The organism is Sphingomonas phyllosphaerae (assembly GCF_029623345.1).
GTDB lineage: Bacteria > Pseudomonadota > Alphaproteobacteria > Sphingomonadales > Sphingomonadaceae > Sphingomonas > Sphingomonas phyllosphaerae_C.
The window spans coordinates 169,590-192,973 of record NZ_JAPYKH010000001.1 but is presented as its reverse complement, the minus strand read 5'-3'; the positions used below and the strand labels follow the sequence as shown (position 1 = coordinate 192,973).

General features: G+C 69.3%; 25 protein-coding genes, 1 tRNA gene, 1 pseudogene and 1 other annotated feature. Of the genes and pseudogenes, 12 read left to right on the top strand and 15 right to left on the bottom strand.

Annotation, left to right across the window (positions count from 1 at the left end; genetic code table 11):
• Positions 1-587: 587 nt before the first annotated feature.
• From QBJ89_RS00805 to QBJ89_RS00775, 7 genes are all read right to left on the bottom strand, one after another.
• Positions 588-983: a hypothetical protein gene (locus tag QBJ89_RS00805; protein ID WP_277978641.1), complete on the bottom strand. Its 396-nt coding sequence runs from the start codon at positions 981-983 to the stop codon at positions 588-590.
• A 341-nt stretch (positions 984-1,324) separates the two neighbouring features.
• Positions 1,325-1,726, bottom strand: a complete 402-nt coding sequence (locus QBJ89_RS00800) for a type II toxin-antitoxin system HicB family antitoxin (RefSeq protein ID WP_277978640.1) — start codon at positions 1,724-1,726, stop codon at positions 1,325-1,327.
• Between the two features lie 26 nt (positions 1,727-1,752).
• Positions 1,753-1,941, bottom strand: a complete 189-nt coding sequence (locus tag QBJ89_RS00795; protein WP_277978639.1) for a type II toxin-antitoxin system HicA family toxin — start codon at positions 1,939-1,941, stop codon at positions 1,753-1,755.
• A gap of 71 nt (positions 1,942-2,012) precedes the next feature.
• Positions 2,013-2,354 (bottom strand): hypothetical protein, encoded by a 342-nt coding sequence (locus tag QBJ89_RS00790; RefSeq protein WP_277978858.1) that lies wholly within the window; start codon positions 2,352-2,354, stop codon positions 2,013-2,015.
• An 86-nt stretch (positions 2,355-2,440) separates the two neighbouring features.
• Complete coding sequence (locus QBJ89_RS00785) at positions 2,441-2,647, bottom strand: helix-hairpin-helix domain-containing protein (RefSeq protein WP_277978638.1); 207 nt, start codon at positions 2,645-2,647, stop codon at positions 2,441-2,443.
• A gap of 27 nt (positions 2,648-2,674) precedes the next feature.
• Positions 2,675-2,911: a hypothetical protein gene (locus QBJ89_RS00780; protein WP_277978637.1), complete on the bottom strand. Its 237-nt coding sequence runs from the start codon at positions 2,909-2,911 to the stop codon at positions 2,675-2,677.
• The gene (locus tag QBJ89_RS00775) at positions 2,911-3,138 is read right to left on the bottom strand and encodes a hypothetical protein (RefSeq protein ID WP_277978636.1); all 228 of its coding nucleotides are present in this window, start codon (positions 3,136-3,138) and stop codon (positions 2,911-2,913) included. The genes QBJ89_RS00780 and QBJ89_RS00775 overlap by 1 nt, the downstream gene beginning before the upstream one ends.
• A gap of 314 nt (positions 3,139-3,452) precedes the next feature.
• Here QBJ89_RS00775 and QBJ89_RS00770 point away from each other — a divergent pair, with 314 nt between their 5' ends.
• The 7 genes and pseudogenes from QBJ89_RS00770 to QBJ89_RS20160 form a co-directional block, all read left to right on the top strand.
• Positions 3,453-4,085 carry an SOS response-associated peptidase family protein gene (locus QBJ89_RS00770; RefSeq protein ID WP_277978857.1) on the top strand — a complete coding sequence of 211 codons (633 nt, stop codon included), beginning with the start codon at positions 3,453-3,455 and terminating at the stop codon, positions 4,083-4,085.
• 17 nt (positions 4,086-4,102) lie between these two features.
• Positions 4,103-4,300 (top strand): gp53-like domain-containing protein, encoded by a 198-nt coding sequence (locus tag QBJ89_RS00765; protein WP_277978635.1) that lies wholly within the window; start codon positions 4,103-4,105, stop codon positions 4,298-4,300.
• Between the two features lie 123 nt (positions 4,301-4,423).
• Positions 4,424-4,837: a hypothetical protein gene (locus QBJ89_RS00760; protein ID WP_277978634.1), complete on the top strand. Its 414-nt coding sequence runs from the start codon at positions 4,424-4,426 to the stop codon at positions 4,835-4,837.
• Positions 4,834-5,061: a hypothetical protein gene (locus tag QBJ89_RS00755; RefSeq protein WP_277978633.1), complete on the top strand. Its 228-nt coding sequence runs from the start codon at positions 4,834-4,836 to the stop codon at positions 5,059-5,061. The genes QBJ89_RS00760 and QBJ89_RS00755 overlap by 4 nt, the downstream gene beginning before the upstream one ends.
• 409 nt (positions 5,062-5,470) lie before the next feature.
• Complete coding sequence (locus QBJ89_RS00750) at positions 5,471-7,048, top strand: transferrin-binding protein-like solute binding protein (protein WP_277978632.1); 1,578 nt, start codon at positions 5,471-5,473, stop codon at positions 7,046-7,048.
• Complete coding sequence (locus tag QBJ89_RS00745) at positions 7,048-8,364, top strand: surface lipoprotein assembly modifier (protein WP_277978631.1); 1,317 nt, start codon at positions 7,048-7,050, stop codon at positions 8,362-8,364. Before QBJ89_RS00750 ends, QBJ89_RS00745 begins: the two co-directional genes overlap by 1 nt.
• Before the next feature lies 1 nt (position 8,365).
• Positions 8,366-8,806 (top strand): annotated as a pseudogene (locus QBJ89_RS20160) (phage baseplate assembly protein V); the annotation flags it as partial.
• A 788-nt stretch (positions 8,807-9,594) separates the two neighbouring features.
• Here the strand turns inward: QBJ89_RS20160 and QBJ89_RS00740 are convergent.
• Positions 9,595-9,670: transfer RNA gene (locus QBJ89_RS00740), tRNA-Thr, on the bottom strand.
• 154 nt (positions 9,671-9,824) lie between these two features.
• On the opposite strand from QBJ89_RS00740, the gene QBJ89_RS00735 reads away from it, so the two are divergent.
• Complete coding sequence (locus QBJ89_RS00735; RefSeq protein ID WP_277978630.1) at positions 9,825-11,069, top strand: PAS domain-containing protein; 1,245 nt, start codon at positions 9,825-9,827, stop codon at positions 11,067-11,069.
• A 265-nt stretch (positions 11,070-11,334) separates the two neighbouring features.
• Positions 11,335-15,963 (top strand): NAD-glutamate dehydrogenase, encoded by a 4,629-nt coding sequence (locus QBJ89_RS00730; RefSeq protein WP_277978629.1) that lies wholly within the window; start codon positions 11,335-11,337, stop codon positions 15,961-15,963.
• 140 nt (positions 15,964-16,103) lie between these two features.
• On the opposite strand, the gene QBJ89_RS00725 is transcribed toward QBJ89_RS00730, so the two are convergent.
• The gene (locus QBJ89_RS00725) at positions 16,104-17,618 is read right to left on the bottom strand and encodes a SulP family inorganic anion transporter (protein ID WP_277978628.1); all 1,515 of its coding nucleotides are present in this window, start codon (positions 17,616-17,618) and stop codon (positions 16,104-16,106) included.
• A 59-nt stretch (positions 17,619-17,677) separates the two neighbouring features.
• Positions 17,678-17,733 (bottom strand) — a sequence feature (sul1 is cis-regulatory element that is thought to sense ions involved in sulfur or methionine metabolism; They are found in Alphaproteobacteria).
• Positions 17,734-17,835: 102 nt separating this feature from the next.
• On the opposite strand from QBJ89_RS00725, the gene QBJ89_RS00720 reads away from it, so the two are divergent.
• A complete protein-coding gene (locus QBJ89_RS00720; RefSeq protein WP_277978627.1) occupies positions 17,836-18,255 on the top strand; it encodes a GNAT family acetyltransferase in 420 nt (139 codons plus the stop codon).
• 21 nt (positions 18,256-18,276) lie between these two features.
• On the opposite strand, the gene QBJ89_RS00715 is transcribed toward QBJ89_RS00720, so the two are convergent.
• The 6 genes from QBJ89_RS00715 to QBJ89_RS00690 are packed head-to-tail and all read right to left on the bottom strand — an operon-like array spanning position 18,277 to position 22,753.
• Positions 18,277-18,537, bottom strand: coding sequence for a ribbon-helix-helix domain-containing protein (locus QBJ89_RS00715; protein WP_277978626.1), 261 nt, complete (start codon positions 18,535-18,537; stop codon positions 18,277-18,279).
• On the bottom strand, positions 18,534-20,360 hold the full coding sequence (cobT, locus tag QBJ89_RS00710) for a cobaltochelatase subunit CobT (protein ID WP_277978625.1): 1,827 nt from the start codon (positions 20,358-20,360) through the stop codon (positions 18,534-18,536). The genes QBJ89_RS00715 and cobT overlap by 4 nt, the downstream gene beginning before the upstream one ends.
• Entirely contained in the window at positions 20,360-20,674 is a 315-nt protein-coding gene (locus QBJ89_RS00705; RefSeq protein WP_277978624.1) for a HepT-like ribonuclease domain-containing protein, read from the bottom strand. Before QBJ89_RS00705 ends, cobT begins: the two co-directional genes overlap by 1 nt.
• Positions 20,675-20,690: 16 nt before the next feature.
• A complete protein-coding gene (locus QBJ89_RS00700) occupies positions 20,691-20,993 on the bottom strand; it encodes a nucleotidyltransferase family protein (RefSeq protein WP_277978623.1) in 303 nt (100 codons plus the stop codon).
• Between the two features lies 1 nt (position 20,994).
• On the bottom strand, positions 20,995-21,999 hold the full coding sequence (gene cobS / locus QBJ89_RS00695; protein WP_277978622.1) for a cobaltochelatase subunit CobS: 1,005 nt from the start codon (positions 21,997-21,999) through the stop codon (positions 20,995-20,997).
• A gap of 58 nt (positions 22,000-22,057) precedes the next feature.
• A complete protein-coding gene (locus tag QBJ89_RS00690; protein WP_277978621.1) occupies positions 22,058-22,753 on the bottom strand; it encodes a winged helix-turn-helix transcriptional regulator in 696 nt (231 codons plus the stop codon).
• A 62-nt stretch (positions 22,754-22,815) separates the two neighbouring features.
• Between QBJ89_RS00690 and QBJ89_RS00685 the strand changes: the two genes are divergently transcribed.
• Together QBJ89_RS00685 and QBJ89_RS00680 are read left to right on the top strand one after the other, a co-directional pair.
• Positions 22,816-23,247 carry a VOC family protein gene (locus QBJ89_RS00685; protein WP_277978620.1) on the top strand — a complete coding sequence of 144 codons (432 nt, stop codon included), beginning with the start codon at positions 22,816-22,818 and terminating at the stop codon, positions 23,245-23,247.
• Positions 23,225-23,350 carry a hypothetical protein gene (locus tag QBJ89_RS00680; protein WP_277978619.1) on the top strand — a complete coding sequence of 42 codons (126 nt, stop codon included), beginning with the start codon at positions 23,225-23,227 and terminating at the stop codon, positions 23,348-23,350. Before QBJ89_RS00685 ends, QBJ89_RS00680 begins: the two co-directional genes overlap by 23 nt.
• The last annotated feature ends 34 nt before the right edge of the window (positions 23,351-23,384 follow it).

Sequence of the window (23,384 nt, the reverse complement as noted above, 5' to 3'; positions counted from 1 at the left end):
CAGCAGGCACAAATAACCTCTATAGAGGCCCTGCCGGATGGCGGCACTCGGGTGGTATTCACTCGAGCGGGCGACGCCGATCATATGCGTGGCATCTTCTCAGGCCAACTTATACGAGGCGGTATCTCGCGAACGAAGTGGGCAAGTCATGGTCGGTGAAGCTGATGCAATTCTTCATCACCAGCGATGGACGCAGACAGACATAACTGCGCTGAGAGAGCTAGTGCGGCAAGGGGCCTCACTTCTTGACATCAGCGCTCGTCTAAATCGACAGTTGACGGATGTGGATCGCATGGCAGAACGCCTGCGGTTAGTTCGTGTCCATGCAGATCCATGATGTCGCGGGGCAGTCCGCGGATTGTCCATGAACAGCGCTACCGGCGACACCGTGACGTCACGCGGCGGCGGCGCCTGCTCGAGGTGCTTCCCGCGGGCTTCGGTGGATAGCCGGCCTCGCGCCTGTCCGGTGAGCTACGCGTGACGAACGTAACGGCGTTACGCCGTTACAGAAACGTCGACGGGCTACTTCGCGGCGGACTGAGCACTCCCGACGACGTCCGTTTATGGCAGGTGAGCCGACGTTGGCGCTACCGCGAGGAGGTGATTGTCACGTCCGTAAAAAGAAACTCTCCTGTTGAGCAAACAAGCCGCACGACTGGATCACTTGTTATAAGAGAGAAGTTTTTCGTCTCAGCTCCGAGTTCCACTACAACCTCTTTACCATCGTATGAAAGTGTGAAAGGTTGAACAGTGCCCGGCGGCGTCAGCAAAGAGCGCGGCAGAAGATCGTCTTCCTTACCGTTGACGCTGTAGCTAAGCATCTGAACTGCCGGTGATCCTGACAATGTCTTTTTGGCATCCGCCGGCAGCGTTGCGAGAGCGAAGCCGGCGTAAACATCCGGTGACTTCCCCGGCGTGGCCGAAGATGCAATTTGAACCCGAGCAAGGGGAGCATATTTCGCACTCGCGGCAAGCGCGTTCAATTGTACCTTTCCCGAGACGGTGAAATTAACCCCTCCAACGGGCAGGCTCAATTCGGAGAAATGATTAGCGGCTGTGTCACAATCGTATGTAATGCCTTTGGCCTCAATTATCGTAGGAGATGCGAATAGGGCTAGGGCTCCAACCCATCGGTAAAGAGCTGTGTTCAATTCCATTCCCCTTTTGCCCGCCAAATCCACGTCAATGCAGTCGACAACTGTTCTCCGGCCAGTGTGCACGTCCCGTCGGTGAGTGCAAGCGGGCCTTACGAGCCCACTCAATGTCTGCAATCGCGCGTTGACGGACGTCCTCGCGGGCTGGCGTCAACCGTACCCAATCTTGTTCAGCGACGGCCACCGTCCGGAGCGCCGGCCAGCGCCGCCCGCGCCGCGTCGGCGAGGAAGCGCGAGCGGTTGGTCGCGACACGGTCGATTCGCGCCAGCAGCCCTTCCTCGATCGACACCTGGACGCGCACCGCGCGCCCGGGCCGCTCGCCGCGCACCAGCAGCCGCGCGACCTCGTCCACCTCCGGGTCGCGCGCGATCTCGTCCAGCTCGGTCGGCTCGGGCAGCGCGTCGCCGTGCTGGAGCATCACCGCGAGGTGGCCGCTGAGCGCCTCCTCCGCGCCGAGCGCCGCCTCTTGCGCGGTCGCGCCGACCGAGACGCAGCCGGGTAAGTCGGGGAAGAAGGCGCCGTAGCCTTCCGCACCGCGCTCGAGGATCGCGGGATAATAGACCGTCGCCATCGCGCTCACTCCTCCGTTCCGCCGCGTCACGCGAGATCGACCCCGGTCTGCCGCGCAATGCTCTTGAGTGTGCCGATCGGCAACTCGCGCTTAGGGTGCGGCACGGTCGCGGTGCCGGGCTCGACCGGGTGGCGAACGTGGCGGTGGCTGCCGGTCTGGCGGACGACGTACCAGCCGTCCGCTTCGAACCGCCGGATCACCTCCGCGCGCCGCATCGCTCGCTCTCACCTTGTGTAGCTGCTACACAATTATAGCGCGCGCGACAATCGGGGTGTGCGATCGGGCGTTACTCCGTGGGCTGCGGCGCATCGAGGACGGAGCCCGCCGGCGTGAACTCCTCATACCAGGGCGCGTACGGCGTGTTCCGTGCCATGCGACGGTTGTAGTCGGGGGCGCCATCGTCCCACCACACCGGTCCGCGCTCGCCCAGCGCCAGTTTGGCGGCGTGAACGCCGGCGCGTGCCGCGCCGAGCTCGTCCGCGTCGCCCGACCGCAGCGCGGCGGCGACCGCGCGACGCGCCGTCATCAACTCGCCGACCAGCCGCTCGCGCTCCGGCTCAGCGAGGCGCGGGTCGGCGCGACGCCACAGCCGCCCCCGCACCACGAGATAACGTCCGTCCGGCGTCACCGGTGCCGGCTCATTCACCGGCGGACGCTCCGCCCGCGGCTCGACGTGGTGCCGGTCGCGCGCGCGGCCGACCGACGACCTCACCATCACCCCTCGCCGACCGTCAGCGACGCGCGCCCGTCATCGGCCTTGCCCGTCAGACCGGGCACCTCGTCGAGCTGTCGCAGGTCGGTGAACTGCCCGCGCTCCTCGCGGTAGCGGACGATTTCGAAGCCGTGACCGCGCAGGCCCGCCACCGCGTCCAGCTCCGCGGCGGTGGCGGTGTTCACGTTGATCGGCGTTCCGTCGGTCATCTCAAGCCTCCACGTCATTGATGCAGTTCAGTCGACCTGCGGGATCTGCGCGAGGAAGTCGATCGAGGTCCGCGCCAGTTCGCGAAAGCGGATGTGCCACAGCTCGCCGGCGTCCGCCCAGCGCCGCGCCCATTGCGTGTCGTCCTGGCGGCTCTCCCACAGCTCTTCGGCGAGCCGCTCGACCAGGCCCGCGTGACCGGTCGACGTGCACAGCGCGCAGCCGGCCGAATTGTGGCCGACGCCGGCGACGGGATGATCGTGCATCACGCCGACTCGCCCGGCGCCCAGGGATCGCGCGCGCCGAGCAGCCGCTCGTCGAGCTCGAGCGCGATCGCGAGGTGGCGGCGTTCGAGGTCGGGCAGCCGTCGCGGCGATCCGCGCGACACGAAGCGCGGCAGATAGCCTCGGCTGCGGCCGACCTTCACCGACAGTTGGGTGAGGCTCTCGCCGCGCTCGGCGGCGACTCGGATGAGGGTCTCGCGGACGCTCATCGCCTTCAGATGACGCAATCTTCCGAGTCGATCCAGCCTTTCTGTTCGTGCTATGTTCCGGCATGCTGGGTGGATGGTCGGCGCGCCCAAGACACTCCAGGATCTCCGCCGGGTTGAAGGGGCGGTGCGCGTGACCTACCGCGCGTCGAGGAGCGGGTGGGCAAGATCGAGCGGGATCTGGCTTCGGCCAAGTGGTGCGACTTCAGGCACTGCGATCGGGCTGACTGACGAGCCGCCGCGGATCACTCCTGCCGACCCCGCTAGAGCGGCAGCGACCTTTGCCTTGGTAGCTCACGTGAGGCAGCCTGTCGGTGATGTGCAACCGCTACCGCATGACCGAGGCGCAGTTCGCGCTGGCAACGCGCTACGGCGTCGCCGTGCCCTTCCCGCCCGACCTCGAAGTTCCGCCGCCCGAGCTCTTCCCTGATCGCCCCGCCTATGTCGTGCGCGAGACCAACGCCGGCCGCGCGCTCGACGCGATGGCCTGTGGCTTTCCGCACCAGGTGCCGGGCAAGCGCATCGACAAGGCGACCGGCAAGCCTGCGCTGCTCACCAAGAAGATCACCAACGTTCGCAACTACACCTCGCCCTTCTGGCGCTCGGCGCTGGCCAACCCGCGGCGGCGCTGCCTGGTGCCGTTCACCGCTTTCAGCGAGTACGGCCAGGACCGTGGTGCCGACGGCAAGCTCCCGCTCCACTGGTTCGACGTGCCGAGCCGCGCGATCGTCAGCTTCGCCGGTGTGTGGCGCCCGACCGAGCAGGGCGCACGCTGTGGCACTCGGGCAACGACGGCGCCGGCGCCGGCCTCGACGCCGACCTGCTCGACGGCGAGCACGCCAGCGACCTGCGCGACTTCGCCCGGCTGCTCAACCGGCCCGCGACCTACCCGCCCGCGCCGCACGCGCACGCCGCGGCCGATCTCGCCGGCGCCTTCCCGGCATCGCTGAGCGACAACTGCTACGTCATGCTGCCCAACGGGCTGATCCTGCAGTGGCTCGCCGGCGCGCAGCAGGCCGCCGGGACGAGCGGCGCGCAGGTGCTGACGCTGCCGATCGCCTTCCCCAACCGCTGCCTCCACGCCAGCGTCTCGACGAGGCTGGGCGATGGCGGAGCACCCTCCCGCTCGGCCTATTTCGTCACGAGCGTCTCGGCGACAGGGTGACGGTCGAGCGGCAAGTCTTCGATCGCTTCGACTCGCGCGCCACGCCCGCCGTGCTCGCGATCGGCTATTGAGGGATCCGCGCTGCCGCTCCACTACCGCGCCGCCGCCAACGCCTTCTTCGACGTGCGGCTGCACAACGCGCTGCCCGACGACGCGGTGCCGGTCACCGCGGCGGAGCACCAGGCGCTGCTCGCGGCGCAGTCCGCCGGCAAGGTAATCCGCCCCGGCGACGACGGCGCGCCGACCGCGCGCCGCCCGACTGAGCCGACCGAGGCGCTGCGCGCGCGGCTGCTCGCCGCGGTGAAGCAGGAGGCGGCACGACGGATCCTCGCGGTCGCGCCGCTGTGGCGCCAGCTCAACGACGTGCGCGACATCGCCGCGACGAGCGAGCGCCGCGCCGCGGTCGAGCGACGCTGCGCGACCGTGGACGAGCGGCGCCTCCGAGCGGCTCGAGGCGGCGCTGGCGACGATGACGCCGCGCCAGCTCGCGCGCTGCGACGTGGGCGACGATCGCCATTCGCAGGAGAGGTAACGTGAAAATCATTATCGGGACCGACGAACCGGCCACGCGCACCGTAGCCGTCGTGTTCGAGCAGGATGGGGTGCGTCATGAACGACCGGTCAATGCCTGCTTAGACGCGGGCGACGGCTACGACGCTGCCGTGACGGCGACGCGGGTCGACGAGGTGGCGCGCGGCGTCGCGCACAAGATCGCACTGGGGGTGATCGGCGCCACAAATGTCACAGACGACAAGAATTGACGAGATTGATAAGGCAGCCGCGCTCAAATCGTCCTTGCTCGGCTCATCCCGCATTCAAAACGGTGTGTCATCAACTTGACGATCACATCTGCCCGGCTATCGTCAGCGTGACTCGGGGGATTTGTGAATGCGTAAGGTTATCGTGCTGCCTGTGGCGGCCTGCGTGATGTTGTCTGCCTGCGGCGGTTCCGGTGGCGGGGTTGGGAGTGCCGGATCATCTCCGCCGACCGCCGGCGGTGGATCCAACACGCCCACGCCCACGCCTGCACCCACGCCCACACCTTCGCCTGCGCCGACACCAACGCCTGCACCGACACCGACACCGACGCCTGCACCGACACCGACGCCTGCACCGACGCCAACGCCGACGCCGACGCCGGAGCCGACACCCCCCGCAACGAACACGACGGTGACAGACCTCCAGGTCAGCCAGACCTTCGTGAGCGATGCGGCATCCGAGTCAGTCCTCATTGATCTGAAAACGTCGACGGCGATCAACGCCGGGCCGCAGGGGACGACCTTGACGGTCGCCTACGATGCGGCAACGCAGAGCTATTCTCTGTCCTCTCCCGACTTCACCCAAGCATTCGGTCCTGGCGACGTCCAGTCGAGCGACGACTTTGACACCGCTTATCTCAAGGTGGGCAGCACCCGTGACCGATTGACCCTGATCAAGTCGCCTTACTCGGGAGGCCCGCCTAGCAAATATGTCGGGGCGGGGTTCTGGCAGCGTAACAGCCTGTCGGACACGCAGCAGGACACGCTGTTCGGCACGTTCACTTACGGCCAGAACACGCCGGCAGGCGCCGTTCCCCGCACCGGCACGGCTGCCTTCGACATCGAGGTCTTCGGCTTGTCGACCTTCCCCGGGTATCAACCCCGGCAGTTCCAAGGTGCCGGCAAATTCAGCACCGACTTTGGCGCCGGGGTCTTTTCCGCTCAGGCCTATGTCACCGAGTATGAGGTGACCAGCGGCAACGGCACTGTCGGAGGTGGCATCGAGATGATCTCGGGCGGCCACCTGAACAGCAACGGGACCTTCACCGGCAACGTGCTGCTGGGAAGCTCCAACGGTTCGATCGGCGGGTCGCTCTCGGGCCGGTTCTACGGTCCAGCCGCGGAGGAAGTCGGCGCATCGTTTACCGGTGGCAAAGACGGCACGGCGGTCGCCGGCTCGTTCTGGGGGCCGCGCAGCGACGCCGAGGCCGACAATCTGACGCTGACCAACCTGACGCAGTCGCAGCTCTTCTATACCCAGTTCGGGTCCAACAGCGTCGGTCAGATGAACTGGCAGAACAGCGAGACCTTTACCTACTCACCGCCGACGTCCGCGTATAACGGCGGTCAGTTCACCATCAACGACAAGGTCGCCAGCACCGATCCGAATTTCACGACCTACCGCAAGTCCTTCGCGGGCTCGTTCGAGACGCAGGACGTCACGCTGGAGTTGTACAAGCCTGGTGCGGTCAACACCGAACTCGCCCTCACCTACGCCAGCTTCGGCCATTGGTCGACGCTGACGTCGCAGTACGGCGGCCCGACGCCGGTAAATCAATGGTTCGCTTATGGGCTGGAGACGCCTGCCCGGCTGTTGTCGGGCAAGACCGGCACCGGGCACTACGAGGGTGTCGTCTACGGCTCGGGCAATCAGAACAACGCCATTTTGGCGGTGAAGGGCACGTCGACGTTCGACGTCGACTTCTCCGCGCAGAGCCTGTCGGGTGCGCTCGCGATGACGGGCGCGCCGAGCAGCGGCGGCGCGACGGTCGACTTCGGCAGCTTCGACTTCACGGGCAAGCTCGCCGGCTACGCCGCCGGCTCCACCTTCACGCTGAACAAGGGTGGCCAGGCGGCGGGCCAGTTGGAGACGCGGTTTTTCGGCCCCGACGGCGACGAGATCGCCGGTCCCTTCTCGTTGAACGTCCCGCAGGGTACGCCGGGCGCGGGAACGTCGATCACGGGCGTAGCCGCAGCCAAGCGACAGTGATGTCGCCGCTGCTGGTGATCGCGGCGATCGCCGCGGCCACCCCGCTCGCGTTCTCCGCGGATGTGGCGCAGAGCCGCGTCGATAAGTTGTCGGCGGTCGACTTGTTCGCTCTGGCGGATCGCGCGCGTGCCGCGGGGCACGCCGATCAGGCGCTGGTGCTGTACGACGCGCTGGCGCGCGACGCCAACGCGGACGTCCGCGCCGAAGCGCGGTTCCGCAAAGGCCTGCTGCTCGCCGACGAGCGCCGTCTCGCCGAGGCCGCGGCGACGTTCCGTGCCTTGCTCGACGAGAAGCCGGGGGCAGCGCGCGTGCGCCTCGAGCTGGCAAGGGTGCTGGCGCAGCTCGGCGACGAGAGCGGTGCGCGACGCGCCGTCCGCCAGGCGCGGGCCGCGGGCCTGCCCGACGACGTGGCCGTGCTGGTCGACCAGTTCGCGCGCGCGCTGCGCTCCACGCAACCCTTCGGCGGGTCGATCCAGGTTGCGCTGGCGCCCGACACCAACGTCAATCGTGCGACCCAGGCGCGGACGCTCGACACGGTCATCGCCCCGCTGACCCTGTCGCGCGACGCGCGCGCCCGGTCGGGTCTGGGCGTCCGCCTCGCGGGTCAGGGCTTCGCGCGCGTGCCGCTCTCATCCAACCTGTCGCTCCTGCCGCGAGCCGCGATGCTGGGCAGCCTGTACCGCGACTCCCGCTTCAACGACGTCTCCGCCTCGGCCCTGCTCGGGCTGGAGTGGCGTCACGGCGGCGATCGCTGGAGCCCGTCCGGCGGCGTGACACAGCGCTGGTACCGCGGCGCGCCTTACGCGCGCACCATCAGCGGGGCGCTCGACTGGCTTCACCCGCTCGGCCGGCGGGCGCAGCTCTTCGTTCACGGCGGCGCGGCGGCGAGCGACTACCGCCTCAACGATCTCCAGGACGGCGGCCTGTTCGACGCCTCGCTCGGCTACGAGCAGGCGACAAGCCCGCGCGCGGGTTTCGGCGCCACGCTGTCCGGCTATCGCCAGACCGCGCGCGATCCTGGTTACGCCACCGTGTCGGGCGGCCTCAGCCTCTCCGCGTGGCAGGAGCTGGGCAAGACCACCGTTTTCGTGAACACCGGGCTGAGCCGCCTGGAGGGTGACGAGCGCCTCTTCCTGTTCCCGGACCGGCGCCGCGAGTGGCTGGTGACCAGCTCGGCCGGCGCGACCCTCCGCCAGCTCGCGGTGCACAACTTCGCCCCGCTGCTACGGCTGACCCTCGAGCGGAACAGCTCGAGCGTGGGCCTGTACAGCTATCGCCGCGTGGCGGGGGAGATCGGAGTGACGCGGGCTTTCTGACGTGGCGGGCCGTTGGCGCTGGGGCACACTCCTGTGGCATCCTTCTCCCACAGGCACGCCCCCGCGCACCGCGCCGCTGACGCTGGCACGATCCCGCACCGTGACCGCGCTCTCCGACCCGCGCCGCCTGTTCGGCAACCTGCTCCAGCTCGGCGCGGTCGAGCCGGTCGATCTCGCGCACGCCAGCTGTCGCGTGCGCGTCGGCGACCTCGTCACCGGCGACCTGCCCTGGCTCACGCCGCGCGCGGCCGCGACGCGCGTCTGGTCGCCCCCGCTCGCGGGCGAGCAGGTCCTGCTGCTCTGCCCTGAAGGCGACGTCGGGAGCGGGCTCGTCCTGCCCGACCTGTTCAGCGACGCACACTCCGCCCCCGCCAGCGACAGACGCGACCTGATCACCTGGTCCGACGGCGCCGAACTCGTCTACGACGCCGAGGGCGGCGGCCTCGTCCTCAAGCTCGAAGACACCGAGCGCGCGATCAACGCGATGGCGCGCGCGGGCAAGAACGGCGCCTTCGGCATCAAGGACCTGGCCCGCTATTTCCCACAGCTCTCGGCGGCCTACCTGGCGCTCGGGCAGAACGGCATCAAGGCCGTGGCCGATCTCTCCGCGGCGTTGCAGATCACTTACAAGGGCGCCGGGCAGGCCGAGCCCGCCGCGATCAACCTCGCCAAGATCCTCCAGAAGATCAACACGCCGCAGACGATCAAGAACTTTCAGGAGATGGGCGTCGACCTGCCCGCCGCGCTGAAGCAGGCGTACCGCGACGGCAATAGCCCGATCGTGGCGCTCGCCGAGCTGACCAACAATGCGGAATGGGCCGACGATCGGGCGCTGCCCGAGGCCGCGCGCATCGGCCGCGGCTGGCTGGTCAATCACTACGGTCGCCTGGTGAAGGACGTCGATCGCGCCTGGGCGACGATGCTGGCCGAGCTGGGCCTGCCGAGCGGCCGCGAGTGGCGCCCGTACCTGCTGCGGCACAGCCTGGCGACGCTGGCGCGCAACCGCGGCGCCGCGCGCTGGTACCTGGAAGGCTTCATCGGCCACCGCGCCTCGGGCCAGACCGAGACCTACGCGATCGGCGAGTTCCACGGTGGTGAGTGCCTTGACCAGCATCATCGCCGAGCTGGAGCACGTCGCGCCTGGAGCGCTGCACCGGAACTGCACCGGAGCAATCGCTGCCGCGACCGACGACGAGGAGGCCTAAATGTCTCAATGAGAACGAGAAAAGCTGGTGCCGCTTACAGGACTCGAACCTGTGACCCCATCATTACGAATGATGTGCTCTACCAACTGAGCTAAAGCGGCCCGATCGCGCCCGAGAGCGCCGCATCGTGGAGCGCGCGCTTAGCAGCGGGTCCCGGACGTGGCAAGCGCTTCCGGACTTTACGCGGAGTTTACCATCCGTGGTGCAGATCGGGCGTGACAGGCCGACTCTGCAGGCCTCACTGGGACGATGAGCATGGACACGCCGCGCGGTTACGACGACCTCCGCCATGACCTCGACCCGACCGAGGGCGGCGTCGGCGAGGCGGTGCTCGCGATCGGCGGCGACGAGCGGCGCATGCACGTGCGCGCCTATAATCATTGGGTCTCGCTGCTCGGCGAACGGCCCTATCCCGCCATTGCCGACCTCGAGCCTGCCAGCATCGCCGACTTCGGCGCCAACAGCGTGCTGCTCGACTTCTCTGCGGGCGTGGACGACCCGTCTGTCCAGTTCATCGGCCGCGCGCTGCGTGACGAGTGCGGCGCGGACCAGACGATCGCGCGGATCAGCGACGTCCCCGCGCGCTCGCTGCTGTCGCGGCTGACCGACCATTACCTCCAGATCATCGCCAACCAGGCGCCGATCGGCTTCGAGGCTGAGTTCGTCGGCACGCGCGGCCACGCCACATTGTACCGCGGCATCCTGATGCCCTTCTCCTCGGACGGCGCGTCGATCGACTTCATCTACGGCGTGATCAACTGGAAGGAGCTGGTCACTGCCGATCACCAGGCCGCGCTCGACCGCGAGCTATCGGTGGCGCGGGCGCCGCGCCATGACCCGGTCCCCGCCGCCGCCTGGGCCGACGGGCCACACGCCGACGCCGAGTTCGACGCACTGCCCTGGCCCGAGGCCGCCCCCGCCGCCTCGCTCGACGACCGGCTCGCCGCCGCGCGGGAGAGCGCGGCGTCGGCGCGCGCCGCCGCGACGCGCAGCCACGCCGCGCTGTACCGCGCGCTCGGCCGCGCGCACGACTTCGCGCTGGCTGCCGCTGATGCTCCCGAGCGACTCGCCGCGATTCTCGACGAGGCAGCGATCAAGGTGCAGGCGCGCGCGCCGATGACCGCGATCGCCAAGCTGATCTTCGGCACCGATTACGACAAGACGCGGCTGACCGAGCTGGCGACGGTCCTCGCCTGGGCCGCGCGCAGCGGCGTCGCCGAGGGTGAGCTGGCCGGCTTGCTCGAATCAACCGAGGGCGGGATCAAGCGGGTGGTCGCCGACGAGCGCGCCGCGCGCCGGCCGGTCGCGCGTGCTACGCCGCGGCTGGTGCCGGCAATCGCAGCGCGCGCGCCGCTGGCCGAGCTCGCGCTCGACAGCGGCCTCGCCGAGGGCGAACCCGTGGTGCTGCTCGGCCGTGCCGTCGCGGGCGGGATCGTGGTGATCGGGACCGTCAGTGACGATGCCCGGCTGGCGGAGCAGGTGCTGCGGCGGCTCGGCTGAGGGCGGCGCTTTCTCGACCACGACATCGCTACTCAGGCTCGGGCAAAGCCGCTTCAGACGTCGCCTGACTATCTGCCGTCATCCCGAACTCGATTGGGGATTTAAGGTGCGGCACACTTGCCGGCAGCCGCGCTGGCGGGTCGGTGGATCCTGAGACAAGCTCAGGATGACGCCGGAAATTTGCGACGGACTGCTCGCTCCGCATCAGCTGTTCCTTCCCCCGGCGGGGTTGAGCCGCGTCGCCGCCCGGCGCATAGCGCGGGTCATGGTCGAGAAGTCTCTGCAGAAACTGTCTGCCGCGCTCGCGGCGCGGCTCACCCATCGCGCGCTTCCCGGCGAGATCGCCGGCTTCGGCGAGGACAAGCAGGCCGAAGCCGCCGCCTTCCTGGCCGAGACCGCGGCGCAGCGCGCGCCCGGCACCGCCGCGCTCGCGCTGGAGCAGTTGCCCGGCGACGGCGCGCGGCGCCGCATGCGGCTTGCCATCGTCAACGACGACATGCCCTTCCTGGTCGACTCGGTCGCCGCCGCGATCGGCGACCGCGACATCGCGGTCGATCGCGTGATCCACCCGGTGATCCGCGTCTCGCGCGACGCCAATGGCACGCTCACCGCGATCGAGGAGGCCGGCGGCCAGGCCGAGTCGATGATCTACGTCGAGCTCGAGCGCGTCGACGCCAAGGATCGTCGCGCGCTGACCGACGAGATCGAGCGGCTGCTGCGCGACGTGCGCGTGGCGGTCGGCGACTGGCGCCAGATGCAGGCCGCGCTCGCCGCCGACGCGGGCATGCTCGACGACACCGGGCACGATCCCGAGGGCGCCAACCTGCTGCGCTGGTTCCTCGACCGTCACTTCACGCTGCTCGGTCACGAGCGCTGGCACGTCGATGGCCACGCCGATCCGGCCGCGCCGCTCGGCATCGCGCGCAACGAGCATGAGGTGCCGCTGCTCGCGGAGCGCTCGCGTCGGCTCGCGGTAGAGTATTTCACTGCCGGCAACGCCGCGCCGTTGTTGCTCAAATCGAGCCTGATCTCGCCGGTGCACCGCCGCGTCCCGCTCGACCTGCTGGTGGTGCCGCTTGCCACCGCGGGCCACGTGACGGGCCTGTCGATCCACGCCGGGCTGTGGACCTCGGCCGCGCTCAACGCGCCGCCGCGCAGCGTGCCCGTGCTGCGTCAGCGGCTGGCGGCGAGCGAGGCCAAGTTCGGCTTCGATCCCGCCGGCCATACCGGCAAGGCGCTGACCCACGCGATCGCGACGCTGCCGCACGACCTGATGATCGCCGTCGACGCCGCGGGGATGGAGGAGCTGGCGCTCACCGCGATGAGCCTCGCCGACCGGCCGCGCCCCAAGCTGGTGCTGGCGCGCTCCCCGCTCGGGCGCCACCTCTACGCCTTCGTCTGGCTGCCGCGAGACGAGATGACCACCGCGCGCCGCGTCGCGATCGGCGCGATGCTGGCAGAGGAGGCCAATGGCCAGATCCTCAACTGGAATACCAGCGTCGAGGACAGCCGCACCGCGCTGCTGCGCTACACCATCGATTTGCGCGGTGCCGGCCGCCTGCCCGACGCCGCGCTGCTCGACGCGCGGCTGGAGAAGATGGTGCGTGGCTGGGCCCCCTCGATCGAAGCGGCGCTTGCCGACGAGGTGGGGCCGGCGCGCGCGGCCCGGCTGGCGCTGCGCCACGCCGCCGCCTTCCCCCCGCGCTATCGCACCGGCGCCACGCCCGATGAGGCGGCGCGCGACATCGTCGCGATCGCCAATCTGGTCGACGACGCCGACCGTGAGGTGCGCTTCACCGCTGGTGGTGACGGCATGCTCCACCTCAAGGTCTATCGTCAGGGCGGGCCGCTGGCGCTGTCCGACGCGGTGCCCGCGCTCGAACATTTCGGCTTCCGCGTGATCGAGGAGATGCCGACCGGGCTGACCGACGAGGAGCGCTCCTCGATCCACGACTTCACGCTGGAGACCGCCGCCGACGTGCCCGCGGTGCTCGCCGCGGCGGACACGCTGCAAGAGGCGCTCGCGCAGGTGCTCGAGGGCCGCGCCGAGGACGACGGCTTCAACCGGCTGATGCTCGAGGCCGGCCTGTCGCCGTCGGCGGTGGTGCTGTTCCGCGCCTGGTTCCGCTACCTGCGCCAGGCCGGGATGAGCTACGGCATGGCCACGGTGGTGGAGACGCTGACGCGCGCGCGCAGCGTGACCAAGGCGCTGGTCGACCTGTTCGCCGCGCGCCACGATCCCGCGCGCATCGGCGACGCCGAGGCCGCTGCCGCCGCGATCGACGCCGGGCTCGACGCGGTCACGGGGATCGACGACGACCGCATCCTGCGCGCCTTCCGCGCGGTGATCGACGCGACGCTGCGCACCAACGCTTATACCGAGGCGGCGAACGAGGCGCTGGCGTTCAAGCTCGACAGCGCCAAGATCCCCGGCCTGCCCGCGCCGCTGCCGTGGCGCGAGGTGTGGGTCTATTCGCCGCGGGTCGAGGGCATCCACCTGCGCGCCGGCCCGGTCGCGCGAGGCGGGCTGCGCTGGTCCGACCGGCGCGATGATTTCCGCACCGAAATCCTCGGCCTGATGAAGGCGCAACGCGTCAAGAACGCAGTGATCGTGCCGACCGGCGCCAAGGGCGGCTTCTACGCCAAGCAATTGCCCGCCCCGGGCAACCGCGACGCGTGGCTGGCGGAGGGCACCGAGGCGTATCGCATCTTCATCCGCACCCTGCTGTCGATCACCGACAACATCGTCGGCGGCGAGGTAGTGCATCCCGACGGCGTAATCGTGCACGACGGCGAGGACCCCTATTTCGTCGTCGCCGCCGACAAGGGCACCGCGACCTTCAGCGACGTCGCCAACGCGATCGCGCTGGAGCGCGGCTTCTGGCTCGGCGACGCCTTCGCCAGCGGCGGCAGCCAGGGCTATGACCACAAGGCGATGGGGATCACCGCCAAGGGCGCCTGGGTCTCGGTGCAGCGCCACTTCGCCGAGCGTGGGCTCGACGTGCAGACGCAGCCGATCCGCGTCGTCGGCTGCGGCGACATGTCGGGCGACGTGTTCGGCAACGGCATGCTGCTGTCCGAGGCGATCCGGCTGGTCGCCGCCTTCGACCACCGCCATATCTTCCTCGACCCCGATCCGGACGCGGCGGCGAGCTGGGCCGAGCGCGATCGCCTGTTCGCGCTACCGCGGTCGAGCTGGGCCGATTACGACACCGCGCTGATCTCGCCGGGCGGCGGCGTGTTCGCGCGCGACATGAAGTCGATTCCGCTCTCGCCCGAGGTGCGCGCCGCGCTCGGCATCACCGCGGAGCGGCTCGAGCCGACCGCGCTGATCTCGGCGATCCTCAAGAGCCCGGTCGACCTGATCTGGTTCGGCGGCATCGGCACCTACGTGAAGGCCGCGGCCGAGAACAACGCCACCGTCGGTGATCCCGCCAACGACCGCCTCCGCGTCGACGCCGAGGAGCTGCGCGCCACCGCGATCGGCGAGGGTGCCAACCTTGGCGTCACACAGGCGGCGCGCATCGCCTTCGCCGCGCGGGGGGGCCGGATCAACACCGACTTCATCGACAATTCGGCGGGCGTCGACTGTTCGGACAATGAGGTCAACATCAAGATCGCGCTCAACCGCGAGATGATCGAGGGCCGACTGGCGTTCGACGACCGCAACGCGTTGCTCGGCGCAATGACCGACGATGTCGCGCGGCTGGTGCTGGAGGACAACCGGCTCCAGACGCTAGCGCTGTCGATCGCGGAGGGCGGCGGGGTACAGGCGCTGCCGAGCTACGTCCGCCTGATCGAGGTGTTCGAGGAGAGTGGCCGGCTCGACCGCCGCGTCGAGGGGCTCGGCAGCAACATCGACCTGCTCCGCCGCGGCAGCGACTCGCGCGGGCTCACCCGCCCCGAGCTGGCGGTGCTGCTCGCCACCGCCAAGCTCGCGCTGCAGGACGCGATCGAGCATTCGGCGCTGGGAGATGACCCGGCGCTGGCGGAAGACCTTCACGCCGCCTTCCCACCGGCAATGCGCGGGCGCTTCGCCGCGGCGATCGACGCGCATCGCCTGCGCCCGCAGATCGTCGCCACCAAGCTGGCCAACCGCATCATCAATCGGATCGGCATCCTGCATCCCTTCGAGCTGGCCGAGGAGGAAGGCGCGACGCTCGCCGACATCGCGGCAATGTTCGTCGTGGTGGAGCGCCAGTTCGGCCTCGCGGCGCTGTGGCAGGCGATCGAGACGACCGCGATGCCGGAGAGCGGGCGCATCGCGCTGTTCGACGAAGTGGCGGTGGCCGTGCGCTCGCAGGTCGCCGACCTGCTGCGGATCACCGGCCCGGCGACGCCGCCTTCAGCGGTGCTGGCGCGACTGTCGGGCGGGATCGAGCGGCTCGACGCAGCCGCGGGCGAGCTGCTGCTCGACGAGGCACGCGCGCACTCGCGCCGCATCGCCGACACGCTCGAGCAGGCCGGCGCGCCGCACGAATTGGCCGCGCGCGTAGTGCGGCTGTTCGAACTGGACGGCGCGATCGGCCTCGCCGACCTGGGCGAGCGCGCAGGTATCGCGGAGACCCGGCTGGCGCGCGCCTTCACCCGGCTTGGCCAGGCGCTGGGGTTGGATTGGGCGCAGTCAACCGCGACGCGCATTTCGCCGAGCGATCCATGGGAGCGGCTGCTGATCGCCGGGCTGGCGCGCGACTTTCAGCAGCTGCGCCTCGACTTCCTCGGCCGCGGCGGCGCGGGCGATCCGGAGGCGCTGGTGGCCGACTGGCTCGCGCGCAACGGCACGCGAGTCGCGCAGTTCCGCGCGGTGATCGACCGCGCGCGCAACGCACAGGCGCCGAACGCGGCGATGCTGGCGCAAATTGCGAGCCAGGCACGCGTGCTGCTGGGTCGGTAGGGGCCGCGGACGCCTGAGGTCCCTCTTCTGCACCGGAAGGTGGCGCGCGAAACGCGACGGAGGGGTGTCGGCGCTGGTGAGTCCACCGACCCTCGCCGGCCGCGTCACCCCTCTGTCGGGCCTGCGCCTGCCACTTCCCCTTACAAGGAGGGATTTCCGGCTCCGCAGTGCGGCACGACGCCCAGCTCTACCCCGGTCTTGTCGTGTAGCGCGAAGCGGTCGACGAGGTCGGCGCTGGCGCGGTTGTAGCCGGTCACCTCGACGACGCGGCCGTCACGCCGCAGCCGCGCAACGACCTTGTCGAGCGCTGCTATCCCCGAGATGTCCCAGAAATGCGCACCCCCCACGTCGATCGTGACGTGGCGCGCGCTGTCCTCCGCCTGGAAGGCGCGGGTGAAGCGCTCGACCGAGGCGAAGAAGATCTCACCCGTCACGCGATAGGTCGCCTGCTCACCCGTCCCGAGGCGCTCCACCGCGAACAGCCGCTGCACCTTGCCCGCGAAGAAGATGCCCGACAGCAGCACGCCGGCCAGCACGCCGAGCGAGAGGTCGCGCGTTGCCACCACTACGACGACCGTCACCATCATCACCACCGACGAGGTCGGCGGGTGCCGGCGCAAGTTGGGGATCGAGTTCCAGCTGAACGTGCCAATCGACACCATGATCATCACCGCCACCAGCGCCGGCATCGGCACGCGCCCGACCCAGGGCCCGAGCACCGCGAGCAGGAACAACAGGAAGGCGCCCGCGACGAAGGTCGACAATCGCCCGCGCCCACCCGAGGTGACGTTGATCACCGACTGACCGATCATCGCGCAGCCGCCCATGCCGCCGAACAACGCCGCGACGATATTGGCGCCGCCCTGCCCCGCGCACTCGCGGCGCTTGTCGCTCTCGGTGTCGGTCATGTCGTCGACGATCTGCGCGGTCAGCAGCGACTCGAGCAGCCCGACCGCCGCCATCGTCAGCGCATACGGCAGGATGATCCGCAGCGTGTCGGGCGTGAGCGGCACCTGCGGCAGCGCCAAGCTGGGCAGCCCCTCGGGCAGCCGGCCCATGTCCCCCACCGTGGCGACCGGGAGAGCGAGCGCCACGTTGAGCCCGCTGAGGACCAAGATCGCGACCAATGGTGACGGCACCGCGCGGGTCAACCGCGGCAGCCCGTAGATGATCGCGAGCCCACCCGCGACCAGCGCGTAACTCGCCCAGCTCACGCCGGTGAGCTGCGGCAGCTGCGCGAGGAAGATCAGGATCGCGAGCGCGTTGACGAAGCCGGTGATGACCGAGCGCGAGACGAACTGCATGACCAGTTCCAGCCGCAATAGCCCAGCGGCGATTTGGATCAGCCCCATCAGGATCGTCGCCGCGAACAGATAATCGACACCGTGCGCGCGCACGAGCGGCCCGACCACGACCGCGACCGCGGCGGTGGCGGCGGAGACCATGCCGGGCCGGCCGCCGATCAGCGCGATCGTCATCGCGATCGCGACCGAGGCATAGAGCCCGACGCGCGGGTCGACCCCCGCGATGATCGAGAAGCCGATCGCCTCGGGGATGAGCGCGAGCGCGACGACGATGCCCGCGAGCACGTCACGGCGGGCGGCGACGCCGTCAGTGAACCACTGGCGGCGGTAGGTTGAGAAGGCAGGAGTCATCGAAAATTCCACAACAGGGCACGCGGCGCCAGCGCGGGCGCGAGAAGTTCGGTGCGTTGTGTTGTCCGGCGGATCGGCGGCCGGAAGAGCCACCCGGGTTCTCACCGGGTCCTTGCGATTGCGCCCGCCCTAGGCGGAGACGGTCGCGCTGGCAAGCCGGGGTGATCGTGGACCGCCGTCGCTTGGGGGAGCGGCGCGTCTCGGCTACACGGTGGCGATGCCCATCGACATCCGCGACGCCACGGCAGAGGACGAACACCAGGTCCTCGCGCTCTGGCGCGCCTGCGGCCTAGTCGCGCCTCACAACGATCCCGTCAGCGACTTCCGCTTCGCGATTGGCGGGCCTGCCTCCACGGTGCTGGTCGCGCACGCGGACGACCTGATCGTCGCCAGCGCGATGGTCGGCCATGACGGTCATCGCGGATGGCTCTATTACGTCGCGTGCGCGCCCGAGCGCCGCGGCGAGGGTCTAGGCAGCAGCATCGTCGTGGCCGGCGAAGCGTGGCTTCGCGTTCAAGGCGTCGTCAAGGTGCAGCTCATGGTGCGCGAGGCCAACGCCACGGTCGTGCCCTTCTACGAGCAGCTCGGCTACGAGGACATGCCACGCGTGCTGATGAGCAAGTGGCTGAGCACCTGAGACATCGCGCGCGCCTCGCGCTCACTCGTCTCGCTCGACGCCTCCCGCCTCGACCATCAACCACGTCCGCAGCGCGCTGGCGAGGTTTGCCGGCTCAGGCTCGCTCACGCGGAGCGCGTCCACCTGCGCCACCAGCGCGGAGAGCGGCAGCCGACGCGCCGTCGCGGCGCGCTCGAGTGCCGACCAGAACACCGGCTCGAGGCTGATCGAGGTCTGGTGCCCCGCGATCGTGATCGACCGCTTGACCGGGCCGATGAAGCCCCCCGGCGCGCGCGCGATCACTCGGCGTCGAACAGCGCGGCGAGCTGCTCGATGATCGTGCCGCCGAGCTGCTCCGCGTCCATGATCGTCACGGCGCGGCTGTAATAGCGCGTGACGTCGTGGCCGATGCCGATCGCGACCAGCTCGACCGAGGACTTCTTCTCGATCCAGCCGATCACCTGACGCAGGTGGCGCTCCAGGTAGGAGCCGGTGTTGACGCTCAGCGTCGAATCGTCGACCGGCGCGCCGTCCGAGATCACCATCAGGATGCGCCGCTCCTCGGGCCGCGCGACGATCCGCGCATGCGCCCACAGCAGCGCCTCGCCGTCGATATTCTCCTTGAGCAGTCCCTCGCGCATCATCAGCCCGAGCGCGTTGCGGGCGCGCCGCCACGGCTCGTCCGCCTTCTTGTAGACGATGTGGCGCACGTCGTTGAGACGGCCGGGCTGTGGCGGACGGCCAGCGGCGAGCCAGGTCTCGCGACTTTGTCCGCCCTTCCAGGCGCGCGTGGTGAAACCAAGAATCTCGGTCTTGACGCCGCAGCGCTCGAGCGTGCGCGCCAGGATGTCGGCGCTGATCGCCGCGATCGAGATCGGGCGGCCGCGCATCGAGCCCGAATTGTCGATCAGCAGCGTCACCACCGTGTCGCGGAACTCGGTGTCGCGCTCCACCTTGTAGCTCAGCGACTGAGTCGGATTGACCACCACGCGCGCCAGCCGCGCAGCGTCGAGCAGGCCCTCGTCCTGGTCGAAGTCCCACGAGCGCGACTGCTGCGCCATCAGCCGCCGCTGCAAGCGGTTGGCCAGTCGCGACACCGCCGATTGCAGGTGCACCAGCTGCTGGTCGAGGTAGCCGCGCAGCCGCGCCAGCTCGTCGCTGTCGCACAGGTCGGTCGCCGCGATAACCTCGTCGAACTGGGTGGTCCACACCCGATAGTCGAAGTCGGGGCCGAGATCGCCGGTGGGGCGGTTGGGGCGGACCGGCTGCATCCCCTCCTCGCCGTCGTCGCCGGGCTCGCCCTCGGCATCGTCGTCGAGGTCATCGCCCTCGAGCTGCTCACTTTCGCCTTCGTTCGACTCGTCGTCGCGCTGCTGGCCGCGCGCCTCCACTTCGGACTCGCCCTCGCTGCCCTCGGCGTCGCCCTCGTCGGGCTGATCGGTGTCCTGCCCCTCCTCGCCCTCTTCCTCGTCGCCGCCCTCGTCGCTCTCCTCGGGCGTGCGATCGCCTTCGACCAGCTCGAGATCCTCAAGCAGCTTGCGCGCGAGCCCCTGAAAGGCACGTTGATCGTCGAGCGCCAGCGCCAGCGCGGCGAGATCGGCGCGCTGCTCGACCCAGTCGCGGACCAGCGCCAAGCCGGGCTCAGTCACCGCTGGCGGGCGCTCGCCGGTGAGCGCCTCGCGCACCATCAGGCCGAGCGCGGTGGCGAGCGGCACCTCGCTGCGGTTGCGCGCGCGCAGGATCGGATCGGCGCGCAGCCGCACGTCGAGCGCGGTGGCGAGATTGGCGGTGATCCCCTGATAGCCGCGGCTGCCGAGCGCCTCGACGCGCGCGTCCTCGATCGCGTCGTAGACGCCGCGGGCGGTGGCGTCGTCGGGCGCGCCGCGCGCGTGCAGCGCGGTGTCGTGGTGGCGCAACCGCAGCGCGAACGAGTCGGCAAAGCCGCGCGCCTCGGCGACCTGGTCGGCGGGCAAGGTCCGCGCCGGCATCGGCACGCGCAGGTGCTTGCCCGACTGCGCCGGCGCGTCGGCGGTGAAGGCGAGCTCCACCTCGGCCTCGTCGGAGAGCGCGCGCGCGGCGCCGCCGAGCACGGACTTGAAGCGGTCGAGCGGTGTATCGGTGGCCATCAGCCCTCCAACGCGCGGAGCGCCGCGTGGCGCAATGCGGGCACTTCATTGCGGACCAGCCCGAACCGGATGGTCAGGTCGATGTCATCATAGGCGTGGCGCAGCACGTTGCCGAGCCCGCGCACACGCTGAAACGGCACGTCAGGGGCGATGACCGCGAACTGCTCGGGACCGAGCTTCACCACCGCTTCGACGATGCGCTCTAGGCAACGCTCGCATGCGTCGATCGTGCGGCTGTCCGCAGCGAAGCCCGTTAGGTCGAGACCGGTCGCATAAGCAGTTATGCGATCCGCATTGTCGACGATGTCGCGCAATCGCCGGGCCGGATCCTTAGTAGACACGGACGCGATCCCGATCGATCTCCGCCTGAAGCGCCGGCTTTCGCGTCGGCTCGGAAACGAGGTCCACGCGCTGACCGATCATCGCGGCGATCGTGTCGCGAAGTCCGAAGAAGGCGAAAGGACCACCCGCGCACACGGTATCGTAGTCGAGTGCGGCGGCGAGATCGAGGTCCGATCCCTCGCGGGCCTCATCGCGCGCCGTCGAGCCAAACAGCGACAGCTCGCGGATGCTCATTGCGCGAAGCTCCTGCTCCCGCGCGAGCAGCAGATCGATCGCTTGGCCCCGCCTCACCTCACGCCTTCGCCGCAACGCTCTCCGGCAGGTCCTTGCCGAACACGCGCTGGTAATATTCGGCGACCAGGGCTCGCTCGGCCTCGTCGCACTTGTTGAGGAACGAGAGCCGGAAGGCGAATCCGACGTCGCCGAAGATCAGCGCGTTCTGTGCCCAGCTGATCACCGTGCGCGGGCTCATCACGGTCGAGATGTCGCCGTTGACGAAGCCGCGTCGCGTCAGGTCGGCGACGCGCACCATGTTCTCGACCAGCTTCTTGCCCTCGGGCTTGTCATATTCACCCGACTTGGCGAGCACGATATTGGCCTCGGTCGCCGCCGGCAGATAATTGAGCGTGATCACCACGTTCCAGCGGTCCATCTGGCCCTGGTTGATCTGCTGCGTACCGTGGTACAGCCCGCTGGTGTCGCCCAGACCGACCGTATTGGCGGTGGCGAACAGACGGAACCACGGGTTCGGCCGGATCACGCGATTCTGGTCGAGCAGCGTCAGCTTGCCCTCGGTCTCGAGCACGCGCTGGATCACGAACATCACGTCCGGGCGGCCCGCGTCATATTCGTCGAACACCAAAGCAGTCGGCGTCTGCAGCGCCCAAGGCAGCAGGCCCTCGCGAAATTCGGTGATCTGCTGGCCGTCGCGCAGCACGATCGCGTCGCGCCCGACCAGGTCGATGCGGCTGATGTGCGCGTCGAGGTTGATGCGGATGCACGGCCATTTCAGCCGCGCGGCCACCTGTTCGATATGGCTCGACTTGCCGGTGCCGTGATAGCCCTGCACCATCACGCGGCGGTTGTGCGCGAATCCCGCGGCGATCGCGAGCGTGGTGTCGGGGTCGAACACATAGGCAGGGTCGAGATCGGGAACGCGCTCGTCCGCCTCGCTGAACGCGGGCACCTGCATATCGCTGTCGATGCCGAACAGGTCACGCACGCTGACCATCTTGTCGGGCGCGTCGAGGATCGTCGTGTCGCGGCTGTCGGGCTGGGTGTTGGGCAGATCGGTCATTCGCGGGCAGGCCGTTCGCTGGAGGATGCCGTTCCAGTGGGAAGGGAACGCGCCTGGGTCAACCCGCCGCGGGCGCCGCGGTTGCCTTGGCCGGCAGGTGGAACAGGTCGATGAACGCCTCCGCCACAGCGCGATCGCCGCCGAACCGCAGGCTGCCCGCCGCCTCGGCCGCGGCGATCGGCAGCTTGCCGTAGACGATCGCGGCCATGGTCTGCGGATCGGCGTCGAACACCGCATCGCCGAAAGCGGGCGCGCGCTCGATCGGCAGCGCGCCGCCGGCGAGCCGCGCCACGAACGAGTCGCGTCCGAACAGGAAGCCGATCGTCATCGGCCCCGGCGCGCGCGCGACATCGACCATCGTGCGCAGCGACATCATCATCGAGGCGGCCGACAGCGGCAGCGTCGGATCATGGTCGGGCGAGCGTGCCGCCCAGCGTCCCAGCGTCATGATCGCGGGCTCGGCCTCGTAGCCCCATTCGGTCAGCGCATAACCGGTGGCGCGGCCGGGCAGCTCGACCTTCTCGACGATCGCGGTCGCCGCGAGCCGCTCGAGCCGCTGCGTCAACACGTTGGCGCTGATCCCCGGCAGGCCGGCGCGCAGTTCGGTGAAGCGGCGCGGCCCGAACAACAGCTCGCGCACGATCAGCAGTGCCCAGCGCTCGCCGAGCAGTTCCATTGCCAGCGCGGTGCCGCAAGCGTCGTCGTACCAGCGCTCTCGGCTAGCCGAGCCTTTTGTTACATTTTCTAACTTCATGGTTGCTTTAAATAACCACGCGAAGCAGGATCGCACAAGAGACGAGCGCGGGAGATCGCACCATGGAGAGAACAATTTTCGTCAACCTGCCGGTGGCCGACGTGGCCGCTTCCACCCGCTTCTACGAAGCGCTGGGCTTCGTGCGAAACCCCGACTTCTCGAACGATCAGGCGTCGGGGATGGTCTGGTCTGACTCGATCTGGGTGATGCTGCTCGGGCACGATTTCTATCGCACCTTCACGCCTAAGACGATCGCCGACACGCGCACCACCAGCGCGGCGCTGCTCTGCCTGTCCTGCGCCTCGCGCGACGAGGTCGACCGGCTCGGCGCGGCGGCGCTGGCGGCGGGCGGGCGCGAGCTGCACGGCGCTGACGACAGAGGTTTCATGTACGGCCGCGCCTTCGACGATCTCGACGGCCACGGCTGGGAAGTGATGCACATGGACGCGGACGCCAAGCCGGCCGAGCAGCATGACGCCGCGGTGCCGGCCTAAGCCGGGCACCGCGCGGCGCGCGCTCGACCGCCCGCTGCCGCTCGGGCTGGCCGCCTTCACGCTGACCGCCGCGCTGCTGTGGCAGACGGCGCCGCCCCTGTAGTCCCCGTAGCGACCGACGATGCGCCTGGTGGGTC

Coding starts and splice junctions, on each gene's coding strand:
- QBJ89_RS00800 (WP_277978640.1), bottom strand. CDS start 1,726: ATGGCGACGGTCTATTATCCCGCGATCCTCGAGCGCGGTGCGGAAGGC.
- QBJ89_RS00795 (WP_277978639.1), bottom strand. CDS start 1,941: ATGCGGCGCGCGGAGGTGATCCGGCGGTTCGAAGCGGACGGCTGGTAC.
- QBJ89_RS00785 (WP_277978638.1), bottom strand. CDS start 2,647: ATGACCGACGGAACGCCGATCAACGTGAACACCGCCACCGCCGCGGAG.
- QBJ89_RS00780 (WP_277978637.1), bottom strand. CDS start 2,911: ATGCACGATCATCCCGTCGCCGGCGTCGGCCACAATTCGGCCGGCTGC.
- QBJ89_RS00775 (WP_277978636.1), bottom strand. CDS start 3,138: ATGAGCGTCCGCGAGACCCTCATCCGAGTCGCCGCCGAGCGCGGCGAG.
- QBJ89_RS00770 (WP_277978857.1), top strand. CDS start 3,453: ATGTGCAACCGCTACCGCATGACCGAGGCGCAGTTCGCGCTGGCAACG.
- QBJ89_RS00765 (WP_277978635.1), top strand. CDS start 4,103: ATGCTGCCCAACGGGCTGATCCTGCAGTGGCTCGCCGGCGCGCAGCAG.
- QBJ89_RS00745 (WP_277978631.1), top strand. CDS start 7,048: ATGTCGCCGCTGCTGGTGATCGCGGCGATCGCCGCGGCCACCCCGCTC.
- QBJ89_RS00735 (WP_277978630.1), top strand. CDS start 9,825: ATGGACACGCCGCGCGGTTACGACGACCTCCGCCATGACCTCGACCCG.
- QBJ89_RS00730 (WP_277978629.1), top strand. CDS start 11,335: ATGGTCGAGAAGTCTCTGCAGAAACTGTCTGCCGCGCTCGCGGCGCGG.
- QBJ89_RS00725 (WP_277978628.1), bottom strand. CDS start 17,618: ATGACTCCTGCCTTCTCAACCTACCGCCGCCAGTGGTTCACTGACGGC.
- QBJ89_RS00720 (WP_277978627.1), top strand. CDS start 17,836: ATGCCCATCGACATCCGCGACGCCACGGCAGAGGACGAACACCAGGTC.
- cobT (WP_277978625.1), bottom strand. CDS start 20,360: ATGGCCACCGATACACCGCTCGACCGCTTCAAGTCCGTGCTCGGCGGC.
- cobS (WP_277978622.1), bottom strand. CDS start 21,999: ATGACCGATCTGCCCAACACCCAGCCCGACAGCCGCGACACGACGATC.
- QBJ89_RS00690 (WP_277978621.1), bottom strand. CDS start 22,753: ATGAAGTTAGAAAATGTAACAAAAGGCTCGGCTAGCCGAGAGCGCTGG.
- QBJ89_RS00685 (WP_277978620.1), top strand. CDS start 22,816: ATGGAGAGAACAATTTTCGTCAACCTGCCGGTGGCCGACGTGGCCGCT.
- QBJ89_RS00680 (WP_277978619.1), top strand. CDS start 23,225: ATGACGCCGCGGTGCCGGCCTAAGCCGGGCACCGCGCGGCGCGCGCTC.